This is a genomic window from Rossellomorea sp. FM04394 (genome assembly GCF_041889765.1).
Lineage (GTDB): Bacteria > Bacillota > Bacilli > Bacillales > Bacillaceae_B > Rossellomorea > Rossellomorea aquimaris_B.
In genome coordinates this window covers 1,915,221-1,940,902 of the sequence record NZ_CP168654.1, presented here as the reverse complement: position 1 = coordinate 1,940,902, position 25,682 = coordinate 1,915,221, and the positions used below count along the sequence as shown (strand labels likewise).

Annotated in this window: 23 protein-coding genes; 1 reads left to right on the top strand and 22 read right to left on the bottom strand. The window is 40.9% G+C overall.

From position 1 onward, the window contains the following. Window positions 1-186 precede the first annotated feature (186 nt). From ACCB35_RS09720 to ACCB35_RS09650, 15 genes are all read right to left on the bottom strand, one after another. Window positions 187-1,146 (bottom strand): ABC transporter permease, encoded by a 960-nt coding sequence (locus tag ACCB35_RS09720; RefSeq protein ID WP_374056685.1) that lies wholly within the window; start codon window positions 1,144-1,146, stop codon window positions 187-189. Then, window positions 1,147-2,196, bottom strand: a complete 1,050-nt coding sequence (locus tag ACCB35_RS09715) for an ABC transporter permease (RefSeq protein ID WP_374056684.1) — start codon at window positions 2,194-2,196, stop codon at window positions 1,147-1,149. Beyond that, window positions 2,189-3,724, bottom strand: coding sequence for an ABC transporter ATP-binding protein (locus ACCB35_RS09710; RefSeq protein ID WP_374056683.1), 1,536 nt, complete (start codon window positions 3,722-3,724; stop codon window positions 2,189-2,191). Before ACCB35_RS09710 ends, ACCB35_RS09715 begins: the two co-directional genes overlap by 8 nt. Before the next feature lie 214 nt (window positions 3,725-3,938). Further along, on the bottom strand, window positions 3,939-5,036 hold the full coding sequence (locus tag ACCB35_RS09705; protein ID WP_044337346.1) for a BMP family protein: 1,098 nt from the start codon (window positions 5,034-5,036) through the stop codon (window positions 3,939-3,941). 49 nt (window positions 5,037-5,085) lie between these two features. Continuing rightward, on the bottom strand, window positions 5,086-5,811 hold the full coding sequence (locus ACCB35_RS09700; protein WP_044337347.1) for a GntR family transcriptional regulator: 726 nt from the start codon (window positions 5,809-5,811) through the stop codon (window positions 5,086-5,088). Between the two features lie 424 nt (window positions 5,812-6,235). Then, a complete protein-coding gene (locus ACCB35_RS09695) occupies window positions 6,236-8,599 on the bottom strand; it encodes a DNA translocase FtsK (RefSeq protein WP_374056682.1) in 2,364 nt (787 codons plus the stop codon). Window positions 8,600-8,789: 190 nt separating this feature from the next. Further along, window positions 8,790-8,996 carry a YlzJ-like family protein gene (locus ACCB35_RS09690; protein ID WP_374056681.1) on the bottom strand — a complete coding sequence of 69 codons (207 nt, stop codon included), beginning with the start codon at window positions 8,994-8,996 and terminating at the stop codon, window positions 8,790-8,792. Then, on the bottom strand, window positions 8,993-9,748 hold the full coding sequence (locus tag ACCB35_RS09685; RefSeq protein ID WP_044337350.1) for an ATP-dependent Clp protease proteolytic subunit: 756 nt from the start codon (window positions 9,746-9,748) through the stop codon (window positions 8,993-8,995). The genes ACCB35_RS09690 and ACCB35_RS09685 overlap by 4 nt, the downstream gene beginning before the upstream one ends. Window positions 9,749-9,884: 136 nt before the next feature. Beyond that, window positions 9,885-11,552 carry a ribonuclease J gene (locus ACCB35_RS09680; protein WP_374056680.1) on the bottom strand — a complete coding sequence of 556 codons (1,668 nt, stop codon included), beginning with the start codon at window positions 11,550-11,552 and terminating at the stop codon, window positions 9,885-9,887. A 262-nt stretch (window positions 11,553-11,814) separates the two neighbouring features. Further along, window positions 11,815-12,687, bottom strand: coding sequence for a 4-hydroxy-tetrahydrodipicolinate synthase (gene dapA / locus ACCB35_RS09675; RefSeq protein WP_374056987.1), 873 nt, complete (start codon window positions 12,685-12,687; stop codon window positions 11,815-11,817). Window positions 12,688-12,709: 22 nt separating this feature from the next. Next, window positions 12,710-13,948 (bottom strand): aspartate kinase, encoded by a 1,239-nt coding sequence (dapG, locus tag ACCB35_RS09670; protein WP_044337352.1) that lies wholly within the window; start codon window positions 13,946-13,948, stop codon window positions 12,710-12,712. Between the two features lie 88 nt (window positions 13,949-14,036). Continuing rightward, window positions 14,037-15,086, bottom strand: coding sequence for an aspartate-semialdehyde dehydrogenase (asd, locus tag ACCB35_RS09665; RefSeq protein WP_044338002.1), 1,050 nt, complete (start codon window positions 15,084-15,086; stop codon window positions 14,037-14,039). Window positions 15,087-15,295: 209 nt separating this feature from the next. Continuing rightward, window positions 15,296-15,889 carry a dipicolinate synthase subunit B gene (locus ACCB35_RS09660; protein ID WP_044337353.1) on the bottom strand — a complete coding sequence of 198 codons (594 nt, stop codon included), beginning with the start codon at window positions 15,887-15,889 and terminating at the stop codon, window positions 15,296-15,298. Beyond that, window positions 15,886-16,788 (bottom strand): dipicolinic acid synthetase subunit A, encoded by a 903-nt coding sequence (gene dpaA, locus ACCB35_RS09655; protein ID WP_374056986.1) that lies wholly within the window; start codon window positions 16,786-16,788, stop codon window positions 15,886-15,888. The genes ACCB35_RS09660 and dpaA overlap by 4 nt, the downstream gene beginning before the upstream one ends. 228 nt (window positions 16,789-17,016) lie before the next feature. After that, complete coding sequence (locus ACCB35_RS09650; RefSeq protein WP_044337355.1) at window positions 17,017-17,250, bottom strand: YlmC/YmxH family sporulation protein; 234 nt, start codon at window positions 17,248-17,250, stop codon at window positions 17,017-17,019. Window positions 17,251-17,847: 597 nt separating this feature from the next. Here ACCB35_RS09650 and ACCB35_RS09645 point away from each other — a divergent pair. Then, window positions 17,848-18,018, top strand: coding sequence for a hypothetical protein (locus ACCB35_RS09645; protein ID WP_374056679.1), 171 nt, complete (start codon window positions 17,848-17,850; stop codon window positions 18,016-18,018). Window positions 18,019-18,035: 17 nt separating this feature from the next. Here the strand turns inward: ACCB35_RS09645 and ACCB35_RS09640 are convergent, their stop codons facing one another. From ACCB35_RS09640 to rbfA, 7 genes are all read right to left on the bottom strand, one after another. Beyond that, on the bottom strand, window positions 18,036-19,277 hold the full coding sequence (locus tag ACCB35_RS09640; protein WP_374056678.1) for a M16 family metallopeptidase: 1,242 nt from the start codon (window positions 19,275-19,277) through the stop codon (window positions 18,036-18,038). Window positions 19,278-19,322: 45 nt separating this feature from the next. After that, window positions 19,323-20,312 (bottom strand): polysaccharide deacetylase family protein, encoded by a 990-nt coding sequence (locus tag ACCB35_RS09635; RefSeq protein WP_374056677.1) that lies wholly within the window; start codon window positions 20,310-20,312, stop codon window positions 19,323-19,325. Between the two features lie 145 nt (window positions 20,313-20,457). Beyond that, window positions 20,458-22,581: a polyribonucleotide nucleotidyltransferase gene (pnp, locus tag ACCB35_RS09630; protein WP_044337358.1), complete on the bottom strand. Its 2,124-nt coding sequence runs from the start codon at window positions 22,579-22,581 to the stop codon at window positions 20,458-20,460. Between the two features lie 337 nt (window positions 22,582-22,918). Further along, complete coding sequence (gene rpsO / locus ACCB35_RS09625) at window positions 22,919-23,188, bottom strand: 30S ribosomal protein S15 (protein WP_034760125.1); 270 nt, start codon at window positions 23,186-23,188, stop codon at window positions 22,919-22,921. A 135-nt stretch (window positions 23,189-23,323) separates the two neighbouring features. Then, the gene (ribF, locus tag ACCB35_RS09620; protein ID WP_374056676.1) at window positions 23,324-24,268 is read right to left on the bottom strand and encodes a bifunctional riboflavin kinase/FAD synthetase; all 945 of its coding nucleotides are present in this window, start codon (window positions 24,266-24,268) and stop codon (window positions 23,324-23,326) included. A gap of 18 nt (window positions 24,269-24,286) precedes the next feature. Then, the gene (gene truB, locus ACCB35_RS09615; RefSeq protein WP_374056675.1) at window positions 24,287-25,195 is read right to left on the bottom strand and encodes a tRNA pseudouridine(55) synthase TruB; all 909 of its coding nucleotides are present in this window, start codon (window positions 25,193-25,195) and stop codon (window positions 24,287-24,289) included. 101 nt (window positions 25,196-25,296) lie between these two features. Next, window positions 25,297-25,665, bottom strand: a complete 369-nt coding sequence (gene rbfA / locus ACCB35_RS09610) for a 30S ribosome-binding factor RbfA (RefSeq protein WP_044337361.1) — start codon at window positions 25,663-25,665, stop codon at window positions 25,297-25,299. Window positions 25,666-25,682 lie beyond the last annotated feature (17 nt).

Sequence of the window (25,682 nt, the reverse complement as noted above, 5' to 3'; positions counted from 1 at the left end):
GGTATTTATGTATAACTATACATGTAGTGAGATGTTGATTTCAAGCATCTTCCTCTATTGGAAAAATACCCATAGAGTAAACTATTATATGTATGGAAAGTATTCAATATGTTTCATTCTTTTGTTTTCACAAAAAAAAGGTACCTCGAATGTCGAGATACCTTTTTCATGCATTGCTCATGGAAATTAACGATTCCCTTTGATGTACGGTGTACCAAGCGCTTTTGGCGCATCTGCACGACCGATGAAGCCGGTAAGTGCAAGGATTGTTAATACGTAAGGCGCGATTAACAGATATACACTTGGAATATTCTCAAATAATGGAATGCTCGATCCGATGATACTTAAACTTTGAGCGAATCCAAAAAATAATGCTGCACCCATGGCACCCAGTGGATGCCACTTACCGAAGATCAAAGCGGCCAAGGCCATGAACCCTTGTCCACTGATCGTCGCATGACTAAAGTCTGACGAAATGGATTGAGCATATACTCCCCCACCCACTCCTGCAAAAGCACCAGAAATGATGACACCGATATAGCGCATTTTCGTTACGTTGATTCCCATTGTGTCTGCTGCCATTGGATGTTCGCCGACCGAACGGAGTCTTAGTCCAAATGGAGTCTTAAACATAATGAACCAAACAATGATGGATACAAGAATGGCTACAAACGGAGGCCAATATGTGTTCGAGAAGAAAATATTCCCAATCACTGGAATTTTATTCAGTAACGGTACATCAACTTTCCCAAATCCTTCAGAAATAATATCTGTTTGACCTTTTCCGTAAATACGTTTTACTAGGAAAAGCGTTAATCCAATAGCAAGCAGATTGATCGCCACACCCGATACGACTTGATCAGCTCTGAACGTGATAGAGGCAACAGCATGCAAGACTGCTAGTAACGCTCCCATGACCATGGCTATGAGCAGAGCTACCCAAGGAGTTGCATCACCGAATACATCTGAGAAAGCAAGGTTGAAAACGATGCTTGCGAAAGCCCCTATGACCATTAAACCTTCAAGCCCAATATTAACGACACCAGAACGTTCAGAGAACGCTCCGCCTAAAGCAGTGAAAATAAGTGGAGATGCCCATAGTAACGTTGAAGGAATAAGGATTGTCAAGATATCAATAAAGCCCACTTACTTCACCCCCTTTTTACTAAATCGTTGAATCAGATAACGAATCATATAACCAGATGCTACAAAGAAAATAATAAGGGCAATAATAATGTCCACTAGTTCATTGGGAATACCTGCTTCAAGAGGCATATTCAATGCACCTACTTTTAGGCCTCCAAATAATAGTGCTGCGAACACAACACCAATGGCAACATTCCCTCCCAATAGAGCTACAGCGATCCCGTCGAATCCGACCCCTGTAAATCCTCCTTTAATAGAAGCATATCCAAATGTCCCTAAACCTTCCATAGCACCAGCGAGTCCGGCAAACGCCCCTGAGATGACCATAGAAAGGATAATGTTTCCGTTTACGTTCATCCCGGCATATTGAGAAGCATGCTGGTTAAAACCAACAGAACGCAGTTCATATCCGCGAGTCGTTTTCTCTAATAGGAACCACATGATGAATACACACAGAAGGGCAATGAAAACTCCCCAATGCAGGCGAGAGTAATCCGTTAAGCTTTCGAAGAACGGAGACTTAAGTGATGCCGTTTCTGCGATATAATCAGTACGATCTTTGCGCTCTGTTAACACATCCCGGATAATCGCATTCGTGACGTGAAGAGCAATATAGTTCATCATGATTGTTACAATTACTTCGTGTACACGAAATCTTGCTTTAAGTAATCCGGGAATAAAGCCCCATAATGCTCCAGCTAATGCTGCTGCAATAATGGCAAGGGGCAAATGAATGATTTTTGGTAACTCATCGAAAGCAACCCCTACCCAAACAGCAGCAAGCCAGCCTACAATCAATTGTCCTTCGACCCCGATATTGAATAATCCGGTTCTAAAGGCAAAGGCCACAGCCAATCCTGCTAGAATGTATGGTGTCACTTGACGTACCGTTTCACCTATATAGTAGATTTCGCCGAAAATACCTTGCCATAAGGCAGAATATCCGGCAATCGGATCATATCCGCTCACAAGCATGATTATGGTTCCGACAATAATACCTAAAAGGACTGAAATAATAGGGATTAATATATTTGTTAATCTATTAGACATGTGCACTTCCCCCCGTTTCCTTCCTCTTTGATCCAGCCATTAGTAGCCCAAGCTCTTGTTCGGTCGTTTCTTTTGGATTCACGATCGCTACGATTTGACCTTCATAAATAACGGCGATGCGATCACTTACATTCATGATTTCATCTAGTTCAAATGAAAGCAATAGCACGGCTTTCCCGTTATCCCGCTGCTCAATCAGGCGTTTGTGGATAAACTCAATGGCTCCTACATCCAATCCGCGAGTCGGCTGAGCCGCAATCAACAAGTCCGGGTCACGATCAACTTCCCTGCCGATAATCGCCTTTTGTTGATTACCACCGGACAATGCCCGGGCAAGGGTATATTCCGAAGGTGTTCTTACATCAAACTCTGAGATTAGTTTTCTCGCTTGATTGTAAATATTTTTATAGCTTAATACCCCTTTATTGGAATAAGGCTTTTGATAATAGGTTTGTAGAACCATATTTTCACCAATCGGAAAATCCAGTACTAATCCGTGTTTGTGACGATCCTGAGGAATATGACCTACTCCTGTTTCATAAATCTTACGCGGTTTCATATTGACTATTTCTTTTCCATTCAGCTTGATCGACCCGCCATCGGTTTTGTGTAATCCTGTAATGGCTTCTATCAGTTCACTTTGACCGTTGCCATCTACTCCTGCAATACCCAGGATTTCCCCAGCTTTCACTTCAAGGCTCAACCCTTTTACTACTGGAACATTGCGATGATCTTTCACGTTTAAATCACGTATCTCAAGTACATTGCCCGCAGGATTTGCTTCTTTTTTCTCAGTCTTAAAGGTTACTTCACGCCCTACCATGAGACTGGCAAGGTGGTTCGGGTCAGTTTCTGATACTTTCACTGTCCCAATCCCTTTACCCTTCCTGATAACGGTTACATTATCACACACTTCCATAATCTCTTTTAGCTTATGGGTGATAAGAATGATGGATTTGCCTTCTTGAATGAGAGTTTTCATAATTTGAATAAGTTCTTTGATTTCTTGAGGTGTCAGTACCGCCGTTGGCTCATCAAAAATCAAAATTTCTGCGCCGCGATAAAGTGTTTTCAAGATCTCAACACGTTGCTGCATACCTACTGAAATTTCAGAAATTTTGGCAGTCGGATCCACTTTCAAACCATATCTTTCCGAGATCTCCAGAATATCCTTCTCAGCCTTTTTAATGTCCACTGTTGCACCGGACTTAGGCTCTCTTCCGAGAATAATATTTTCTGTTACAGTAAAGGTATCCACGAGCATAAAGTGCTGATGAACCATTCCGATCCCCAAGTCGTTGGCGATATTGGGATTGGTGATGTTTACTTTCTTACCCTTTACACGAATTTCTCCTTGCTCAGGTTGATAAAGTCCAAATAACACATTCATCAGTGTGGACTTTCCTGCTCCATTTTCACCAAGAAGCGCGTGAATTTCACCTTTTTTGAGCTGGAGGGTAATATTATCATTTGCTACGATGCCTGGAAATTCTTTGCGGATATTCAGCATCTCAATTACATAATCCATTGCTTTTCACTCCTTGCGTAGGATAGGGATATTTATCTAGTAGTTAGAGGTCAGACCTTAACTTGCCAGAAAAAAAGGGTTTCCCCGAATAAAAATCTAAATGAAAGATAGAAAATATTTCTATACTTCAATTAAATTTTTAATTATTATGAATATTCCTTTTAAAAAAGGGATAAGAGGCCGGCTATCCTTGGCCCGCTTATCCCTATTAAAATTAGTTAGCTGAGAAAGATTCCGCTTCTTTTACAGATTCTGGAACCTTCACATCTCCACTATTAATTTTCTCTTTCCATTCATCAACTTTTTGCATAACTTCATCTTTATTAGAAAGCTCTTCATTTAATTCAGCAAGTCCTACACCATCTTCTTTAAGACCGTATAAGATTTGTTCCCCACCAGGGAAATTTCCATCTTGAGCTTTTGTTGCAAGGTCTTTAACTGCGTTATCAACACGTTTCAAAGCAGATGTCAGAACAATGTTATGGTCCCCAACTTTACCTTCTGCAGCTTGATCAGAGTCAACACCGATTGCCCAAAGCTCACGGGAAGGATCTTTCTCTTTTAAGTCACGCGCTTCTTTGAATAAGCCGTTTCCAGTACCACCAGCTGCATGGAAAATTACATCTACATCTTGAGAATACATTTTAGAAGCGATCGTCTGACCAAGTTCAGCTTTATCAAAAGCCCCTGCATAGTCTGCAACGATTTCCGCATCCGGGTTAACTGATTTAACACCAGCGATGAAACCAGCATGAAAACGTTCGATAACCGGAATCTCCATACCACCGATGAATCCGATTTTATTCGTTTTGGTAGCTAATCCAGCTGCAACTCCAGCAAGGAAAGAAGCTTCTTGTTCTTTAAACATGATGCTTGCAACGTTTGGTTGATCTACAATAGCATCAACGATTGCAAAGTGAGAATCTTTTTGTTGTTGTGCAATATCATTGATTGCACCTTCCATAAGGAAGCCGATACCATATACTAAGTCAAAGTCTTGACGAGCTAATGTGTTTAAGTTCGTAGCATAGTCAGCATCAGATTGTGATTGAAGGTAGTCATATCCTTCTTTACCTTTTTCTAAGTCATTTTCTTCACCGAAAGCTTTTAAACCTTCCCAAGCCGATTGGTTAAAAGATTTGTCATCTACTCCACCAACATCTGTAACCATCGCTACTGTAAATTGATCTTCTTTCTTGTTACCTTCACCACTAGATGCACCTTCTTTGTCCTCGCTTGTTCCACAAGCACCTAATAATGTACCTGCAGCCAGAACAAATGACAACGCTAAACCAAATTTACGTTTTTTCACCTAGAGTACCCCCTATTATTGTAATAATTAGTAGTAAGATGGATTGTTTTTATACACGCTTTCTTAATACGTGGAAGCTAAATTTGTCTGACCTGAAATAGTTTACTGAATACAGAATCGGCTCATCGTTTTCATCAAAATGCATTTGCTTTAAAACGAGTAATGCCGTTTCCGGTTCACAATTTAGAATAGGGGAGATTTTATCGTGATAACCCATAGGCTCAATTTGTGCAACGGCATGAGTAATTCTCTTATTCTCTCGTTTTTCTAAAACAGTGAAAATAGAGTTGTCTTCATGGGTAAAATTACGTGGCATAACCTTTTCAGGAATTTTGTCCACACAATACACAACCGGTTCCCCGTTTGCCGTACGAACCCTCTCAATCAGGATCACGTCGTCCTCTTCATCGCAAGTAAACCTCTTCACATCATCCTCAGTAGCTTCTTGAGTTGTTGAGCTTAAGAAAATGGTCCCTGGCTCCATACCAGCCTGCTTAATCATGTTCGTTACACTGTTCAGCTGCTCGATACCAGAAGTAAAGAGCGGTTTGGCATTTACAAATGTACCTACCCCATGACGTCTTACGATGACACTTTCTTCCTCAAGAATTCTGAGAGCTTCACGGAGAGTAGCCCTACTCACACCTAGTTGTTTGGAGAGATCAAATTCAGATGGGAGTTTTTCTTTTTCTTTGTAAACTCCCGCCTCAATATCTTTCTTCAAACGGTCAATCACTTGTAAGTATAAATGTCGATTGTCTGTTTTTATTGTCACTGGAACCACCACCAAATTTTCTCAAGACATCAGACCTCTGATGTATATCTTTCCTACTAATCGAAAATACTATAACACTTTTCTTTTCATAAATAAATAGCATTGTGTGATTTTGTCGAAAAAAATGATTAGAATGACAATTTAAAATCCTTTTTTGTTAATAAATAGTAATTTAATTGTGATGAATAGGTTTACAAGGAGTGTTTTTACAGATATTTTACAAAATGGAGAGTTTTCATTTTCATTCTTTACAATAGTTAAACAATGGTATTACATATGTAAACGCTTTTAATAGTATAACACATTGGTGGATAAACTAGAATAATATAAATGAATCGTATTCATATTAAGCTTTCTTTCTTAATTTCAGACAAAAAAAAGGTGTGTAACCCCAATTATTTTTAATAGGGTAACACACCTTTTACTAAGAGCTTTGCTCTTCAGAAGGTTTACCGATTAAGACTGTTCTTGGCTTACTTCCTTCATAAGGTCCTACGACTCCTCTTACTTCCATTTCATCAATCAACCTGGCGGCTCTCGTATAACCGATCCTGAATCTTCTTTGAAGCATGGATACGGATGCCGTCTGCATTTCAGCGATTAGTTGAACTGCATCATTGTATAGTTCGTCTTCTGCTTCGCCCGTTTTCTCATCTTCTTGAATTTCATCAGGAATCATTTCTTCCTGATACTGTGCCTTTTGTTGTGAAATAACAAAATCAACGATTTCCTCTACTTCTTCATCAGATAAAAAGGCGCCTTGAACCCTTGTAGGCTTTGAAGCCCCTACAGGCATAAAGAGCATGTCTCCTCTGCCCAATAGTTTTTCAGCACCACCTGAATCCAAAATGGTTCTGGAATCGGTTTGAGATGATACGGCAAACGCAATCCGTGATGGTATATTCGCTTTGATGACCCCTGTTATAACATCTACAGAAGGACGCTGGGTCGCAATAATTAAATGAATCCCTGCGGCACGTGCCATCTGTGCGAGTCTAGTGATGGCATCTTCAACATCGTTAGAAGCTACCATCATTAAATCGGCTAATTCATCTACTATGACCACAATGTATGGAAGTAGCGGCTGCTTTTCTTCGTTCTCGAGATTCTGTCTCTTAACGTAGTCGTTGTAGCCTTCAATATTTCTTGTTCCTGTGTGAGAGAACAATTCATATCTCCGTTCCATTTCGCTTACAACCTTTTTTAATGCCTGTGAAGCTTTCTTCGCATCGGTTACAACGGGAGCTAAGAGGTGCGGCACCCCGTTATATACATTTAATTCTACCATTTTCGGATCTATCATCATGAGCTTAACTTCATGTGGTTTAGCTCTCATTAGAATACTGGTGATGATTCCATTGATACATACACTCTTTCCACTCCCTGTAGCACCGGCTACAAGTAAGTGGGGCATTTTATTCAGTTCTGCAAGTACGGCTTCACCCGTAATATCGCGTCCTAAACCAATCTGAAGCTTTGCATCAGGTTTATTATGTTCCTTTGCTTCAAGTACTTCTCGCAAAGAGACCATTGCTACCTCTGAGTTAGGAACTTCGATACCGATAGCCGATTTCCCTGGAATAGGGGCCTCGATTCGAATATCTTTAGCCGCTAGAGCCAATGCTAAATCATCACTAAGATTTACGATTCGGCTTACTTTCACTCCAACATCAGGGTGGACTTCATACTTCGTGACTGCGGGGCCCAAGTGGACTTGGGTTACTTTTGCTTTCACCCCAAAACTTTGGAAAGTCCGTTCCAACTTTGCTGCATTGGCGTGAATCAATTGATATTCATTACTTTGATCTGTTTTTCTGGGACTCTTTAATAAAGAAATAGATGGAAGTTTATAATCCTTATTTTCAACTTCAGTAAACGTGATCGGAGGTGCAGAATCAGCTTCTCCTTCTGAATCAGGCATACCTTGAGCTTTAGCATCTTCTTTTTCATCATTTATTCCAGCTCCTGCAGACGCCTGGTCTTCTTTAGTCTGAGTCCCTCCGTAAGCACGTTCTGCGAAGTTTGAGATAATCGGTTCTCTCGGTTCCTCTTCCTGAGGCAGCACCCGTTCACCCGCTTCCTCCTGTTTCATTGGAACTTCTTTCTTTTTCTTTTCCTTTACTTCTTTTTTCTTCGACTGTTCTTCTTTCCAATCAGTCATATCTTGTTTGAAAGCCGACCATTGACCACCCAAGAATGCACCAAAGCGCTTCCCTGCTCTCCCTAACACATCCCCGATGGATTTTCCTGTCACTAATATTATGCCGATCAATATGAATGTTGCACTAACAATTCTTGCTCCTTGAGAGTCAAATAGAAAATAAGAAACGGCAAATAGAACGCTCCCTATCATTCCTCCTCCAAGATCCGATGTACTCGTTTCACCACCAATATCCATCCAATACAAATCCCACGTATTCATGATGACACTTGGATTATCAAAAGAACCATTATTTGAGAGCAAATCAAATAATTTCACATGACTCAATAGTAAGAAACTCGCAATAATGATGTAAATCCCTATAAGTCTCCGACTAAACAACATAGGAATGTCCCGTTTAATCATCAGGTATCCTGCCACATACAGCATCCACAAGAGGGCTACCATATACCATTCACCAAGAAAGAATCGATAGAAATACACCAATGCTTTCCCTACAGCTCCAAGCTCAATGATGGAAATCAAACTGAGGGCAGCGAGGATCATGCCTGTTATTTCGTATTTAATGGTTTGTTTTAAGGTTGAACTCGTTGAAGATCGTTTTTTTCTTCTTTTTCGTTTTGCCAATCCATTTCACCTAAATTCTATTGAAGTCTTTCTTCTTATGTACATAAAGATGAAGAAAGGGCTGATCCTTTGGGGCAATATATGTGCCTAAGGTGTCAGACCCTTCCCGTTAACTTAAAGTATCATTATGATTGTCTCTTCCAGTAATATTATAGCATAACCACTATTTCGGGAAAATCCTATTTCTCTCTTAATTGTTGATAAATTCACCCGGGCATATCTGATCGTGGAGATAATGTGCAGGGTCACTACTCATCACCCTGACAATTCGATACCGGTTTTCTTCCTGCTGGACAAGGATAGGGACACCCTGATATTCCATCATCATTTGACCACTGAATTCACTTGAATCTGTTGGAAATACAAGGTCATTGGGAACCATTGTATAAAGGATCATTGAACCAACCCCTCTTGTTGATCAGATTGCTTTTTCATCTCAATTAGCTCGTTGATCTTCTTTATGGCCGTTCCAATGCCCCCGATTCCATCTATCAACCCGTATTCAACGGCATCGTCCCCTACCACATTCGTACCAATGTCCCGTGTAAGGTTACCTTTTGCAAACATCAGATCTTTAAAATCCTCTTCTGATATGTTGCTGTGCTTCGTTACAAAACTCACTACCCGATCCTGCATTTTATCCAAATACTCAAATGTCTGCGGTACCCCGATCACTAATCCCGTCAAGCGAACCGGGTGGATCGTCATGGTAGCAGTACTGGCAATGTAGGAGAAATCGCATGAGACGGCAATCGGTACACCAATACTATGCCCTCCTCCTAATACAACGGAAACTGTAGGTTTAGAAAGGGAAGCGATCATTTCAGAAATAGCGAGGCCAGCTTCCACATCCCCCCCTACGGTATTTAAAATCACTACCAATCCTTCTATTTTCGGGTTTTGTTCGATTGCTACAAGCTGAGGGATTACATGTTCATACTTTGTTGTTTTATTTTGGGGTGGAAGCTGCATATGTCCTTCTATTTGACCCACTATCGTTAAGCAATGGATATTGGAATCCTGTGAGAGTTGGGGGACATTGGTTTGCCCTAATTGCTGAATCTTTTCCATTAATCCTGATGGTTTATCTTTACTATCATCCTGGCCTTTATTTGGTTGTTCCTGCATACGTCCATGACTTTCTTCCATGAAAACATCTCCTTTTCATTTGCATTCTCTTGTTATTATTTTAATAAGGGAGCGTTTTCATACTTTATAGTTTAGGTACAAACAAATAAAAGTGAGGCTATTTGTTCAAACATACTCAAACAAATAGCCTCACGTATTATACTTCCATGATGATCGGTAAAATCATTGGTCTTCTTCGTGTCTTGTTGTATAAATAGTAATTAAGTTGATCTCTTATATCCTGTTTGATGGTTGTCCATTCAAAAGAGCCTTTTTGTAAATAGGAATGTACCACATCAGTTACGATACCTCCTGCTCCTTCAATCAGTTCTTCTGATTCCCTCACATAGACGAACCCACGAGAGATAATTTCAGGACCGGAAACAATCGATTTGGATCTACGATTGATGGTCACAACGACCGTAAAGACACCATCTTCTGATAATAGTTTGCGATCTCGAAGGACGATATTCCCTACGTCCCCTACACCTATTCCATCGATCAGCACATTCCCTGCTTGAACCCTGCCGCTCATTCTCATCTTGCCGTCCTTGTATTGAAGTACATCTCCTTTATCCAAAATGAAAATTTGTTTATAAGGAAGACCGATATCGTGAGCGATTTGGGTATGGGCCACCAGCATTTTATACTCACCTTGTATTGGTATGAAATATTTCGGCTTCATGATATTTAACATAAACTTTAGGTCTTCCTGGCTTCCATGACCTGAAACATGAACCTTCTTATTAGCAGTCAATACGTTGGCTCCTGCTCTGTAAAGCATGTCAATTGTCTTACCTACGGTGACTTCCATGCCAGGTGAAGGGGAAGCAGTAATAAGAACTGTATCACCTTCTTCGATATTTACAAGACGATGAGAGCGTTTTGACATTCGCTGCAGTGCTTCAAACGGTTCTCCTTGTGTCCCGGTCGCGATGATGACGACTTCATCTTTAGGGTAATCACCAATCTCATCAATTCCGATGATCATCTCATCCCTTACGTAAAGATAGCCTAATTTTAATGCTACATCATATACTCTCTTTAAACTCTTACCAACCACGGCCACTTTTCGATTATTTTGCTCTGCAGCATCAAAAACTTGCTGGAGGCGAATTAAATTAGATGCAAAGCAAGCTACAATCACTCTACCAGATGCAGTTCGTAAAGCGTCTGTTATATGCTGTTCAATGACGGCCTCGGATGTGGTGTAGCCAGGTCTCTCCGCTTCGGTGCTGTCAGACAACAAACAAAGCACACCTTTCTCACCGATTTGAGCCATTTTGCCTAAATCCGGTCGATAAAGGTGTTTAGCAGATTGATCAAATTTGAATTCCCCAGTATGAACAATGACTCCCTCAGATGTATGTATACAAACACCTACAGAATCCGGAATACTATGTGTGGTCTTAAAGAACGTTACATTCACTCCATCAAAGGTGAGATGGCTATCGGAGTGAATTGTATAGAACTTCACATTTTCCCGGATATTTTCATCCTTCAATCGTGCCTTTACAAGAGCATTCGTTAAACGTGTGCCATAAACAGGTGCCTTTATCTTATTGAGTACGTATGAAATGGCTCCAATACTATCCTCATGCCCATGAGTCAAGAAGATTCCTTTCACACGTTCTTTATTTTCAATGAGGTATTGAATGTCAGGAATCACGATATCAATTCCGAGCATTTCATTTTCAGGGAACATCAGCCCGGCGTCAACCACGAAAATTTCCTGATCCACTTCGATCACGTACATGTTCTTACCAATTTCCCCCACCCCTCCGAGCGGTATGATCTTTATACTTTCATTCTTTGTCTTACTCACATTATGTCCTCCTATGCTGTGCCTTTCCCGATCTTCAATCAGTTACATTTATTATACTTGATAATATTTTGGGAGTACAACCAATTTTATCCTACCTATAACTAGAAATAGAAAAGACTGCATTCATTTTTACTACATTACTATTTCGATACAATGCGATTAAATCCTTCTTCTCTAAAATAAATTAATCAAATACTGACTTTAAGGTTGCTTCCTCCCTATAATAAAAGACTGTGAAGGAATGGCCTTCACAGTCTTTTTATTAAGATAATACCTGTAACAATTGAGACAGCTTTGCTCTTTCCACTTCTGTTAGTGGAATTAATGGTAAGCGGACAGATCCAACGTCCAGGCCTTTCATCTGCAGGGCTGTTTTAACTGGAGTAGGGTTTGGACTTGTAAATAACCCTTTCATGATCGGAAGAAGTTTTTGATGAAGTCCCGCTGCCTGCATTGGATTTCCATCAATAAATGCAGCAACCATCTCCTGCATTTCGTTCCCGATGATATGTGAGGCAACGGACACGATACCAGTTCCACCTATTGACAATACAGGCAGAGTAAGACCGTCATCGCCACTATACAGCATAAAGTCGTCTGGCGTGTGTGATATAATCTCAGTCATGCTATCTAAGTCACCACTTGCTTCTTTAACAGCTACGATGTTTTCAATTTCTGACAATCGAATGATGGTTTCAGGTGAAACATTGACGCTTGAACGTCCAGGGATATTATACAGCATGACAGGTAAGCTCGTCGATTCAGCAATCGCCCTGAAATGCTGGAACAACCCTTCCTGACTCGGCTTATTATAGTATGGAGCCACCAGCATGATGGCATCTACGCCTGCCTCGACTGCCTTTTTGGTAAGCTCGATTGAGGCGTGCGTGTTATTGCTTCCCGTCCCTGCAATAACAGGTACCCTTCCGTTTACTACTTTTACTACATGTCGAAATAAAGCAATCTTCTCTTCTTTTGTTAAAGTAGGAGACTCACCAGTGGTCCCGGCTACTACTAACGAATCTGAGCCATTTTCAATCAAATACTGAATTAATTGGGTCGTCTTGGTAAAATCAATATTTCCTTTACGGTCAAATGGAGTAACCATCGCCGTAGAAACGCGGCCAAAATTCAATCTTGTCACTCTCCTCTTTTGTTTATCCTACCCTGAATGTAGCGGTTCTCTCCTGTAGTTGAAACGTATCATGAAGTGCATTAATCGCATTAATAAGGTCCATCTCTTTCACCAGGACCCAAATAGTCGTATGGCTATCTGCTGACTGCAGGATACGGATTCCTTCGTTGGAAAGCGACGATACAATGGCTGAGGTCACCCCGGGAACCCCCGTCATCCCGGCACCCACTACTGAAATCTTAGCGCATTCTGACTCAACAATCGGATGATGACCTATATTCTTCAGAACAGCAATCGCTTCGTCTGCTACCGATGAGGCAACAGTGTATACAACTCCCCGTGGTGAGATGTTGATGAAATCTACACTTATTCCTTCCTTAGCCATCGCTTTAAAGACTTCAGCTTGAAGATTGTATTGATCTTCCTTAGCGAATACCTTGATTTGTGTAAGATTGGGAACATGAGCGATTCCTGTTACGGGATGACTCCGAAATTCTTTATGTGCTTTCGTATTTTCAAGTGTGGTCACAAGCGTGCCTTCACCTTTTGAGTAAGTAGAACGAATTCGAATTGGGACGTTCGAATTCATTGCAATTTCAACGGCTCTTGGGTGAATCACCTTTGCTCCCTGATATGCCATATTACACACTTCATTATAGGAAACAACCGTTATAGGTCTAGCTTTTGATGAAATGCGGGGATCAGCAGTCATGACCCCTTCAACATCAGTGAAAATATCGATGAATTCAGCTTTTAATGCCACTCCTAAAGCAGAAGCAGAAGTATCACTTCCCCCTCTGCCAATCGTAGTGACATCACCATCTTTCGTTGCTCCTTGAAAGCCGGCAACGACCACTGCATCGTGAATCTCCAGCTCTTTTACCAAACGGCTGCATTTCATTTCCAAAATCTTCGCATTGTTAAAATCATTATTTGTCCGGAATCCGGCTTGAGCCCCCGTTAAAGCCGTTGATCGGATTCCATGTTCCAGCAGCATGTTAGAGAAGACCAGGCTAGATATGATTTCTCCACAAGATAATAATAAGTCTTGCTCTCTCTTACTTATTGAAGTATTTCTGCCACCGATTAGTGATAATAGAGAGTCAGTAGCGTAAGGTTCACCTTTTCTTCCCATAGCTGAAACGACTACCACCACTTTATATCCCTTATCAATAGCTTGCTTTGTGTGCTCTAGTGCCTTTAGGCGGCTTGCTTCATCACGTACAGACGTTCCACCAAATTTTTGAACGATCACTTTCATGACTACACCTCATTGTCATATGTTCAAGAGGTATGAGAGAACGAATAGTGGAAATATATAGATCTATTTCTGGAATGGTCCCTCTCCGTTACTTAACTAAACCAAGTTTCATTAAACTTTCTGCGATTTGAACTGAGTTCCAAGCCGCTCCCTTAAGTAAGTTGTCAGATACAACCCACATATGGAAGCCCTTATCTTCGTCAAGATCCTTCCGCACTCTGCCTACAAAAACATCCGGCTTTCCTACAGCATGTGCAGGCATCGGATAAATTTGTTCTTCCGGGACGTCTTCTAAGGTTACCCCTGGAGCATTTTTTAACAGTGAGTGAATATCTTTCACTGAAACAGAATCCTCCTCAATTTCAATATATACACTTTCCGAGTGACCTGTTACAACAGGTAATCTCACACAAGTTGCAGATACTTTTAAAGAAGGCATATGCATAATTTTTTTCGTTTCATTGATCATTTTCATTTCTTCAAATGTAAATCCATTCTCTTGAAATTTATCAATTTGTGGTATGGCATTATAGGCAATCTGATAATGCTTTTTATCCCCTTTTACAGGCAGGACACTTGGCTCAAATGTTTCACCGGACAGTATGGCTTGTGTTTGGTCGTGTAGCTCATCGATTGCCACTGCACCTGCCCCTGAAACTGCTTGATAAGTTGACACGATTACTTTCGATAATCCATATTGTTTACGAATCGGTTCAAGTGCTGCAACCATCTGGATGGTAGAACAGTTAGGATTCGCAATGATTCCATTATGAAGTTTGATATCTTCTTCGTTCACCTCTGGAACAACAAGAGGAACATCTGGATCCATACGGTATGCACTTGTGTTGTCCACGACAATTGCCCCACGTTTAACGGCTTCAGGAGCAAGAAGTTTGGATACACTCCCACCTGCACTAAATAAAGCAATGTCGACTCCTTCAAAACTTTCAGGTTTCGCTTCTTCAACCGTCCATTCTTTCCCTTTAAAGGTAACTGTAGACCCTGCAGAGCGTGCTGAAGATAATAATGTTAATTGTTTTATTGGAAAATCCCTTTTTTCTAATGTTTGTAGCATTTGCTGTCCCACTGCACCTGTAGCACCGACAACTGCTACATGAAATCCCGTTGTATTCAAAATCTTCTCTCCTTCCAACCATTCAGTATTCTCATAGTAGGTATAACGTTTTAGTCTATTACTATAATAAAGAATATTTTAACATAAACAATTATTCGACAATAGGGAATTCTTTATATAAGTTTAATTTTAAATTTAATAAGATCCATAATCTTCTATATGCATGAAAAGAAGGCCATCTTAACAGTGCAAGGTGATAGCCTTCTAGAGTATTAATCTAAATATCTTTCGATTACGACAGGCTGGAGCTGTCTTCCTTCAATTGCCGCCTCAATGGTTTCCTGAATCAACGTCATTCTGGCTACCATCGATTTTGGCTTACTTTCAGGTGCATCCTGCCCAAACGGGATAAAGTAAATATCTTTCGTTGATATTAATCTCATTAGATTTACACCGTTTAAGCCAAGAGCATCGTTTGTTGAAATCCCCAACACTACCGGACGGTGATTACGAAGAGTCGCCTTGGCAGCCATTAATACCGGAGAATCAGTCATTGCATTTGCGAATTTACTCATTGAGTTTCCTGTAAGGGGAGCGATCACCATACAATCCAATGGAATCTTAGGACCGAGTGGCTCTGCCTTTACGATTGAATCGATCACCTTATGGCCCGTAACGTCCTCAATCCGCTTGATCCAGTCTTCTCCCTTACCGAATCTCGTTTCCGTATTCATAACGGTCGACGTTACAATCGGCATCACTTCTGCACCGTTATTCACTAAACGCTCGATTTCGGGGAATACTGCATCATACGTACAATGAGATCCTGTCAGACCAAACCCGATTCGTTTTCCTTTCACACTCATGATGAACTCTCCTTTCCTAAATCAAAATCTTCCTCTAACAATTGACATAGAACATTCGCCAGAATCTGCCCGGCTGTCTTAGGTGCCACGATTCCAGGCAATCCAGGGGCCAACAATGCTTTAATGCCCCGCTTTTCTGCATAACGGAAATCTGTACCTCCAGGCTTTGAAGCCAAATCAATAATTAATGTATGAGCTGGCATTTTGGCTATCACAGCAGCCTTCACTATATGCACTGGAATTGTGTTTATACATATATCACAATTCTCAACCTCTTTTTCTAAGTTATCTAAGTGGAATGGCTCTAAGCCCATTTCGGTCACCCTGGCCAGATGCTCACTTTTACGAACACCCACTTTCACCTTTCCGCCTAAATGATGAAACGTTCTAGCTACACTCATACCTACCCTACCCAGACCCAATATGACAATGGTAGATCCGTGAATAGTAAAGTCTGTATGTTGAATAGCCATCATAATCGTTCCCTCTACTGTAGGAATGGAATTATAAATGGCAACATCATCTCTCTCAAACAACTGAACAAGTTTACGGTTTGTTGAAGACATCACTTTATCCAAGTACTTATTACTAATTCCTGAATAGATCGTACAGTGCTCTGGCGTCTGTGACACGATTTCTTCTGTTAAAATGATTTTCTCGTTGGAAAAAATCGTATCAATTTCTCCTTGTAGATTCGTGCCGGGTACAGGTAAGATAATGGCATCAATAATAGAAAAGTCCACTTCACTCAGCTTTTCTTTCGTAGCCCCTGTAAAGGCATGATCTAGTTGTTCAAAACCTACGAGTGAGATCTTAGCATCCAACTCCGTAAGCTTCCGAATAATCTCAAGTTGACGAGCATCTCCGCCTAGAACTGCGATCTGCATTCCGGTCAGCATCACTGATTTCACCTACTTTTTACATAATCGCTATTCTAAATCCCTTTTCACTTCAACAGTGTATGTTGCACATACCTAATGGGTGAGAAGAAAAGCGATTGAAGGCTATTTAGAGTGCAAGGTTGTTTTGAAAGGGGATGTTCAGGAGGGTGGGGGATTGTTCACACTATAAATGAAAGACAAAATAAAAAAACGGGGAATCCCCGTTTTAATGAACTCTCTCTTCCGTTAATCATTTGATACTTCCAGAATGATCATATCTGCTCCGATTGTTCTTATTTGGTGCCAGGGTACCCGGATTTCCCCGCCCTGTTTGCGCAGCCATTTACCAGTGGGAATGATAAGCGCATTAATACTTCCCGACTTATCATTAAATTCAAGATCGGTTTGCCCAAGAATCCCCAGACGTTCTGCTTTTTTATAATCGACTATTTCTTTTCCGCTTAACTCGCTTAATCTCATGAAGGTTTCCCCCTTAAAAAAGCTCTGTATTACAATGTATACACTGTCCACTTTTTTTAGAAGAATTTCTTCGGTGTTTCATCATTTAAAAAGGCTCTTTTCGCAAAGTTTGTGGTTATCTTAATGAAGAATGTAGTAGTTGATTTCCGCTCCAGGATGCTCGCTTTCCGCGGGGCTGGCGGTGAGCCTCCTCGGCTGCGCCTGTGGGGTCTCACCTGTCCAGCTACGGGGCTTAGGGGCTCGAGGTCATAAGCCAAGTCTGCCAAAAAGGCAAAGTGCGCCTTTCCGGCAGACTCGTCTTATGCTTGTCGCCCCTGAGCAAAGCCCCTCCGCTTTTCGTACTGTCCAGCTATTCCCGCAGGAGTCGATCATCCTGCAGCGAGAATCAACTTTCTAAGCCTGTATCCTTAAGGGAAATCAATAAAAACAAGAATTTTAGGAAACAACCTTACTTAAGAGTAGAAATTATTTCCCCTTTTATAAAAGAAGAATAATTCTTTCTAGTTACATGGTTTTATTACGCATGTTGAAGCTCTTTCACAATAAAACTATTAAAGATGGTGAGGGGAACTGCGTAGACTCCGGCGGATTTCGGGCGTGCCGAGACCCCGTTCGGCTAAGCTGAGGAGGCTCGGCCAAACGCCAGCTGCAAGTGGAGAGGTTCCCCTCACCATCCAGCACATGCTGATTGGCAGAGCTCAAGCAGACCGTTATGTTAATAGCAACAATCTTTACGAAAAGAGCCTTGAAAAAAAGCAGACTGTTTGAGCAGTCTGCTTTTCCTATTATTTTCTCATATTTTGAGGAAGGTTCCCATCCGGACTGATGAGGGATATTGCATAATCATCTTTAAAGATGTCCAGGGCCAACTGATTTACTTTGTCCATCGTAACTCCGTCGATTTCTTCGACAATTTCATCAAGCGTCCGGTGTCTTTTTAGTAATAGCTCATTTTTACCGTTACGACTCATCCGGCTATTGGTACTTTCTAAACTGAGCATAAGGTTACCCTTTAATTGTTCTTTGCTGTTTAGTAATTCTTTGGAGGTTATACCGTCAGCTTTCAAGGCTTGCAAGGTGCTGTCGATTGTATCGAATAATTGATCTAACTGATTTGCCCCCGTCCCTCCATAGATGGTTACCATTCCACTATCTTCATAAGCGGAGTGATAAGAAAATACGGAGTAAGCAAGTCCTCTTTGCTCTCGAACCTCCTGAAACAGACGGGATGACATACTGCCACCTAATACGTTGTTTAATACGATCAGGTTATAGATGTCTGGATGCCCGATTTGCAGCCCGTCAAACCCCAAGCATAAATGAGCTTGTTCCGTATCTTTTTTGCGGGCAAGCTTATTGTTGTGAAAGGCAGGCTTAACACGGTCCTCAGGTCCTTTACCACCTTCATAGGATCCAAATAGCTTCTCTACTTCTTTGATAAACGTTTCATCTACATTTCCTGCTACAGATACCACTACTTGCTCTGGAGTATACATGTCATGCATATATTCTTTTAATTTAGCTTGATTGAATGAGTTCAGTGTTTCTTCCGTTCCCAAAATCGGATAGCCAAGGGGATGCTCTTCATAGATTGCCTTGCTGAGCAGGTCATGAACGATATCGTCTGGCGTATCCTCATACATTTTAATCTCTTCATACACTACATTCTTTTCCTTATTCAATTCCTCTTCTACATAGGTAGAATTAAAGAACATGTCAGAAAGTGTATGTAATGCATAATCTGCATGATTGTCCAATACTTTTGCATAGTAGCAGGTGTATTCCTTTGAAGTAAATGCATTTACTTGACCGCCAATGCTATCGAAGGACTCTGCAATTTCACGTGCTGTTTTGGTCTTAGTCCCTTTGAAAAACATATGCTCCAGGAAATGGGAAATACCATTGTTTTGTTCCGTTTCATTTCGTGAGCCTGTTGCGATCCAGACCCCTATCGCTACTGAGCGAACATGCGGGATTTCTTCCAGCACGATTCGCAGTCCATTTTGGCAAGTATATTTCTTTATCAAAAAACTTCCTCCTATTCATGATGCATAAGTTACTGCTTCTTCTTACTATTTCCTTGCCCGAGATGAATTATCGACGTCTTCTACGATTCGTTCTTCTTTAACAAGACTTGAAATCGTACCCAGTCTCAAATCTTTTTCTTTTATTTGAAGGATTAACGAATTCAATGAATTGGCTGTAGAAGCTGTAGGGTGCATGAGAACAATTGCTCCCTTATGCACCTTACCCATAACACGTTCCACTAATACATGGGGCTGTGGTTTTTGCCAGTCAATGGTATCCACGCTCCACATAATTGTCCTCATGTGCATCTCGTCTGCAATATTAACAACTTCATCACGATAGCTTCCGCTAGGCGGAGCAAACCACTTCACTTTTTCACCAGTAGTGACCTCAATGATCTCATTTGTCCTTTTCAACTCTTCCCTAACTTTGGATGACTCTAAAGTTTTCATATCAGGGTGGGAATATGAATGATTACCTACTTCATGTCCTGCATCAACAATCATCTTTGCTAAGTCCGGGTTATTTTTAACCCATCTCCCCTCTAGAAAGAAGGTAGCATACACTTGATGCTTTTTCAAAGTTGCAAGCATATCTGGAATGTACTCATTTCCCCATGCCACATTTATGATAAAGGAAACCATTGGTTTTTCCGGATTGCCTCTGTATACAGGAGAAGCGGGCAAATCCGGTAAATGCTTTTCAGGAGGGATCTGTTTGTAGATCAGTTTATCTTCATCAAATGATTTTTCTTTTTTCATATTTTGAAGGGACGCTTCTACATCCACTTTTAAACCATTGTAGCCTGGTGTAGCTTTCCAAACTGTATCTATTACAGCATCTTGTGCTGGGATTTCTCTCAATTTTGCTTCTTCTTTTATTTTCCGAGTTAGATCATTGGGTTCGCTGACTCCATTTACTTCTAGTGATTCTTGTTTTAGTTCTGTCACATACTGATCTGATAACGGGTTTTCAACAACTACTAAAGTCAGAATAGCAATTAGACTAATTCCAATCAAGTATTTTTTTTCCATACCTGTCCACCTTCCTTCTCATAAAAACATATGAAGGAAGTGGACTTCGTAGAACATAGAGCGTTTATGGTCAACTCTTCAGATAAAAAAAGCCGTCCCGGAGGAGAGTTTGCTCCTTACAGGACAGCCTGCCAATCTCAAAAGATTATGCTTGATTTTGTTCTTCCTTTTCACGCTGTTCTTTAAGAACGGCTTTTCTTGATAAGTTGACTCTCCCCTGGTTATCGATATCCAGAACCTTAACAAGGATCTCATCACCGATGGCTACCACATCTTCAACTTTGCGAATACGCTCTTCTGCAATTTCAGAAATGTGGACAAGTCCATCTTTACCACTGAAGATTTCTACAAATGCACCGAATTTTTCAATTCGTTTTACTTTACCAAGGTACATTTGTCCAGCTTCAACTTCTCTTACGATATCTTCGATTGTTTTCTTGGCCACTTTGTTCATCTCTTCATCAGTAGATGAGATGAAGATCGTGCCGTCCTGCTCAATATCAATCTTAACGCCTGTTTCGTCGATGATTTTATTGATTTGTTTTCCACTTGGTCCAATAACATCACGGATCTTATCAGGATTAATATGCATTGTCAGGATTTTCGGAGCGTATTGGGACAGGCTCGTTCTTGCTTCACCGATTGTTGCTAACATGCTATCAAGAATCTGCATTCTTCCCTTTTTAGCTTGTTGAAGTGCTTCTTCAAGAATCTCCCGGGATAAGCCTTCGATTTTGATATCCATTTGAAGAGCGGTTACACCCTTAGAAGTCCCGGCTACTTTAAAGTCCATATCACCAAGGTGATCTTCCATTCCTTGAATGTCTGTCAGGATGGAGTAGTTTTCACCTGACTTGATCAGACCCATTGCAATCCCGGCTACAGGCGCTTTAATAGGAACACCGGCATCCATCATTGCGAGGGTACTTGCACAAATGCTTGCTTGAGAAGTTGAACCATTTGATTCAAGTACTTCCGATACAAGACGGATTGTATATGGGAAGTCTTTTTCGTTCGGAATAATTGGATCCAGAGCTTTTTCTCCCAGTGCTCCATGTCCAATTTCACGACGGCCCGGTCCTCTGATCGGTCCTGTTTCCCCTACACTGAATTGAGGGAAATTATAATGGTGCATGAATCGTTTTGATTCTTCAATCCCTAAACCATCAAGAACCTGAACATCTCCCAGAGCCCCTAATGTACAAATGCTTAGTGCTTGAGTTTGTCCACGTGTGAACAGTCCTGAACCATGTGTTCTAGGCAGTAATCCAACCTCTGAAGAAAGTGGACGAATTTCGTCAACTTTACGGCCATCAGGACGGACCTTATCTTCAGTAATCAAGCGGCGGACTTCATTTTTCACAAGCTTATCCAACACTTTCTTCACTTGCTTCAGGGTAGCTTCATCGGCTTCCTTTTCTTCTTCATACACAGCCATTACTTTATTCTTTACCGCTTTGATTGCTTCTTCACGAGCATGTTTTTCTTGAACTTGAATAGCCGGGATCAGTTCACTTTCACATAATGAACGAACCTCTGCTTCAATGTCTTGATCTAATTCCACAAGTTGGATTTCAGATTTTTCTTTACCGACTTTAGCGACGATTTCCTCTTGGAAAGCAACTAAACGCTTAATTTCTTCATGACCAAACATGATTGCCTCAAGCATTGTCTCTTCCGGTACTTCATCCGCACCCGCTTCAACCATGTTGATGGCATCTTTTGTACCGGCTACAGATAAATGAATCTCACTCTTTTCAAGTTGCTCTACTGAAGGGTTAATGATGAATTCTCCATCAATCAGACCAACTATGACACCGGCAATCGGACCCTCGAATGGGATATCGGAAACAGATAGTGCCAGTGAAGATCCAAACATAGCTGCCATTTCAGATGAACAGTTTTGGTCTACGCTCATCACTATACTGATTACTTGTACTTCGTTACGGAATCCATCAGCGAACAATGGACGTATAGGACGGTCGATCAATCGACTTGCCAGGATCGCCTTTTCACTTGGACGTCCCTCGCGTTTAATGAAACCTCCTGGAATTTTACCCACTGCGTACAATCTTTCTTCATAATTAACCGTCAGCGGGAAGAAATCCAGTGGTTTTGGCTCTTTTGAAGCTGTTGCACTACTTAATACCGCAGTATCTCCGTAGCGTACCATTACCGCTCCATTGGCTTGTTTGGCAAATTGGCCTACTTCGACCGTTAATTCTCTTCCTGCCCAATCAATGGAAAAGGTTTGTTTAGTTTGTTCCATAAAGTGTACCCCTCTCTTTATACATCACTTAAAGGGTTTCGGATGTACCTTACCCGTATAAATCTCGTTATTATTGATCTATATCATGCACGATGGTGCCGTTATATTCGTAAAAGTGGATTACATAAATGTCTATGTAAATGCAGGTGCGCTTTCTACACAAAGTCAGAGACGTTTAGTCCAATGTTCTGTTCATATTATGTATTGTTGACAAAAACCATGAAATTGAATACTTTTTCAGATGATAATGATGAAAAATTTGTGGTTCATCATACAATGATTTCCACTTATCAAAACTAAAGAAAAAGCGGGACATAATCCCGCTTCCTTTGTCTGTTTATCGACGTAAACCTAATTTGTTAATTAACTCACGGTAGCGTTGTACATCTTTCTTACGTAGGTAAGATAATAGATTACGACGGTGACCTACCATTTTTAGAAGACCGCGACGAGAGTGGTGGTCTTTCTTGTGAACGCGTAAGTGATCGTTCAGGTTGTTAATTTCTTCAGTTAGGACAGCAATTTGAACTTCTGGAGATCCAGTATCGTTCTCATGTACTTTGTATTCACTGATAAGTTCGTTTTTACGCTCTTTAGTGATAGCCATCCTTTTCACCTCCTAATAATTTCTTTCAAATCCCCTGTTACTGAGCATCCGTTGGTGAATCGTGATGCCAAGCAAAGGTTCATTTCATACGCTATTTAGAATACTACTCTTTTCAGCAAAAATCAAGTATAATCCTCAAATTTCCGAAAAGTAGTGAATCGCTTTGTCTTTATCTTTTTGAATTTGCGAGATTAATTCCTCTATCCCGGAAAACTTCTGTTCATCTCTAATTCTCTCATACCATTCAATATACACTTCTTCGCCATATATCGAAGAATGAAAATCAAAAATATGAACTTCAATCGAAAGGGAATATTCATCAGGATTCTTAAAAGTGGGCTTGTATCCAATATTACATACACCATCAAACCATTTATCATGAATTTTGATTTTAACAGCATACACTCCCACTTTAGGAGTCAGATAGTCGTCGGCTAATTCAATATTGGCAGTAGGGAAGCCGATTTTCCTGCCTCTCTTATCCCCGTGAATGACTGTCCCTTTCATTTTAAACGGTCTTCCCAGGAGCTGATGAACCTTCTTTACGTCCCCTTCTTCAAGGCTTCCTCTTATGAAAGTTGAACTTACTTTCAAATTATCGTCTGTCAATTTCGAGACTATAGTGGATGTAAACTTATCCCTGGAATGGAATGGAAGGGTTTCCATCGTCCCTTTTCCCAACCTCCCATATGAGTAATCGAATCCTGCTACTACATGCAGTACATTGAGTCCGATAATATATTGATCAACAAAGTCCTGGGGAATCAGACTTGCAAATTCAGATGTAAAACGAACAATAAATAAATAATCTACTCCCAGCTCCTCTATGATTTCTTTCTTATCTTCGAGAGGAGTTATGTAGTGTATATGTTTGTGTTTATGGCCCAATACAACTGAAGGATGGGGATCAAATGTCATGACCGCACTACTGACATTGAGTTCCTTTGCTTTTTTTACTGCTGTCGTGATCACCCTTTGATGTCCTCTATGTACTCCATCGAAGTATCCAAGAGCCAATACAAGGGGAGGAAAATCATTCTTACTAATTGAATGGGGATGATGTACAGTTATTACTTTCACAGTATTTCACCTTTTTCACTAGTCGTTGAAAAGCACCTTAACAGGCTTGATAATCCCAGGTTTGTCCGGATGACGCTGATAGATGGCAATGACCTTGCCTTGGTACTCCATCACTACTTCTTTGCTTTCTGGCCAATCCTCAGGCTCTTCTAAGCGTGCTCCGTTCTTCACTTTCTCTGCTAATGTATCACTAATTGCCATTTTCGGCAAATGAGAAAGTCCCATTTCCAACGGAAGAAGAAGTCCCTTTGTATTTTCATTCTCAACAAACTCTTTTACATTTTCTAAGGTAAAACAGTCCTCTTTTCTAAAACTAGCTGATTGCGTACGGGTAAGGGCGGACATATGAGCCGGATATCCAAGTCTATTTCCAATTTCAACTGCAAGTGTCCTCACATAGGTCCCTTTGCCACAAGCCACTTCAAAAGAAAAAGATGGATCATCAATGTCTATCTCATTCCACTCCTCCAGCAATTGAAGCTTATGGATATGAACAGTTCTTGATGGTCTTTCTACTTCAATCCCAAGCCTTGCATATTCATATAACCGTTTGCCATTTACCTTGACCGCCGAAAACATTGGAGGCGTTTGAACAATATCTCCTGTCAAACTTTGGAGTATCTCCTCAACCTCTGCTCTAGTAATCGTCCGGTCCACCTTCTTTTCTTCCACGAGCTCACCCCAGGCATCTTCCGTCGTAGTCGAAGAACCGAGAGTGACCTCCCCTTCGTAGGTTTTACCCGATGCTGTAATGTACTCGGCTATCTTCGTCGCCCTTCCAATACAAATCGGCAGTACACCAGAAACTTCCGGATCCAGGGTACCAGTATGGCCAACCTTCTTCGTTCTAAGGAGCTTCCTTAATTTAAATACACAATCATGGGACGTCATGCCGCGGGGCTTCCATAAGGGCAGGATTCCATTCATCTTACTACCTCCACTAATGTTCATTCTGCATTTCAACAAATAGAAAACAAAAAGACCGATCCATTTGGAATTGTACTTCCGTCCGGATCAGCCCTTTCTAGTTACTCTTCTGTATCTTTAGACTCTTCTGGTTCATCTTGAACTTTTCTTAATAAAGATTCAATATGATTACCATAATCAATCGATTCATCAAACTCAAAAATAATTTCAGGTGTTTTGCGGAGACGGATTCGCTGTCCTACTTCAGAACGGATGAACCCTTTTGCCTTCGCCAGACCTTTAAGAGTGTTTTCTCTCTGGTCTTCTCCACCCAGAACGGTAATATACACTTTTGCCTGTTGTAAATCCCCAGTTACCTGTACATCTGTAACCGTTACAAAGCCAATACGTGGATCCTTTATTTTTCGTCCGATAATATCGCTGAGCTCTTTTTTCATTTGCTCGCCAACACGATTCGCACGATGGCTCATCAATATCACCTCTTATA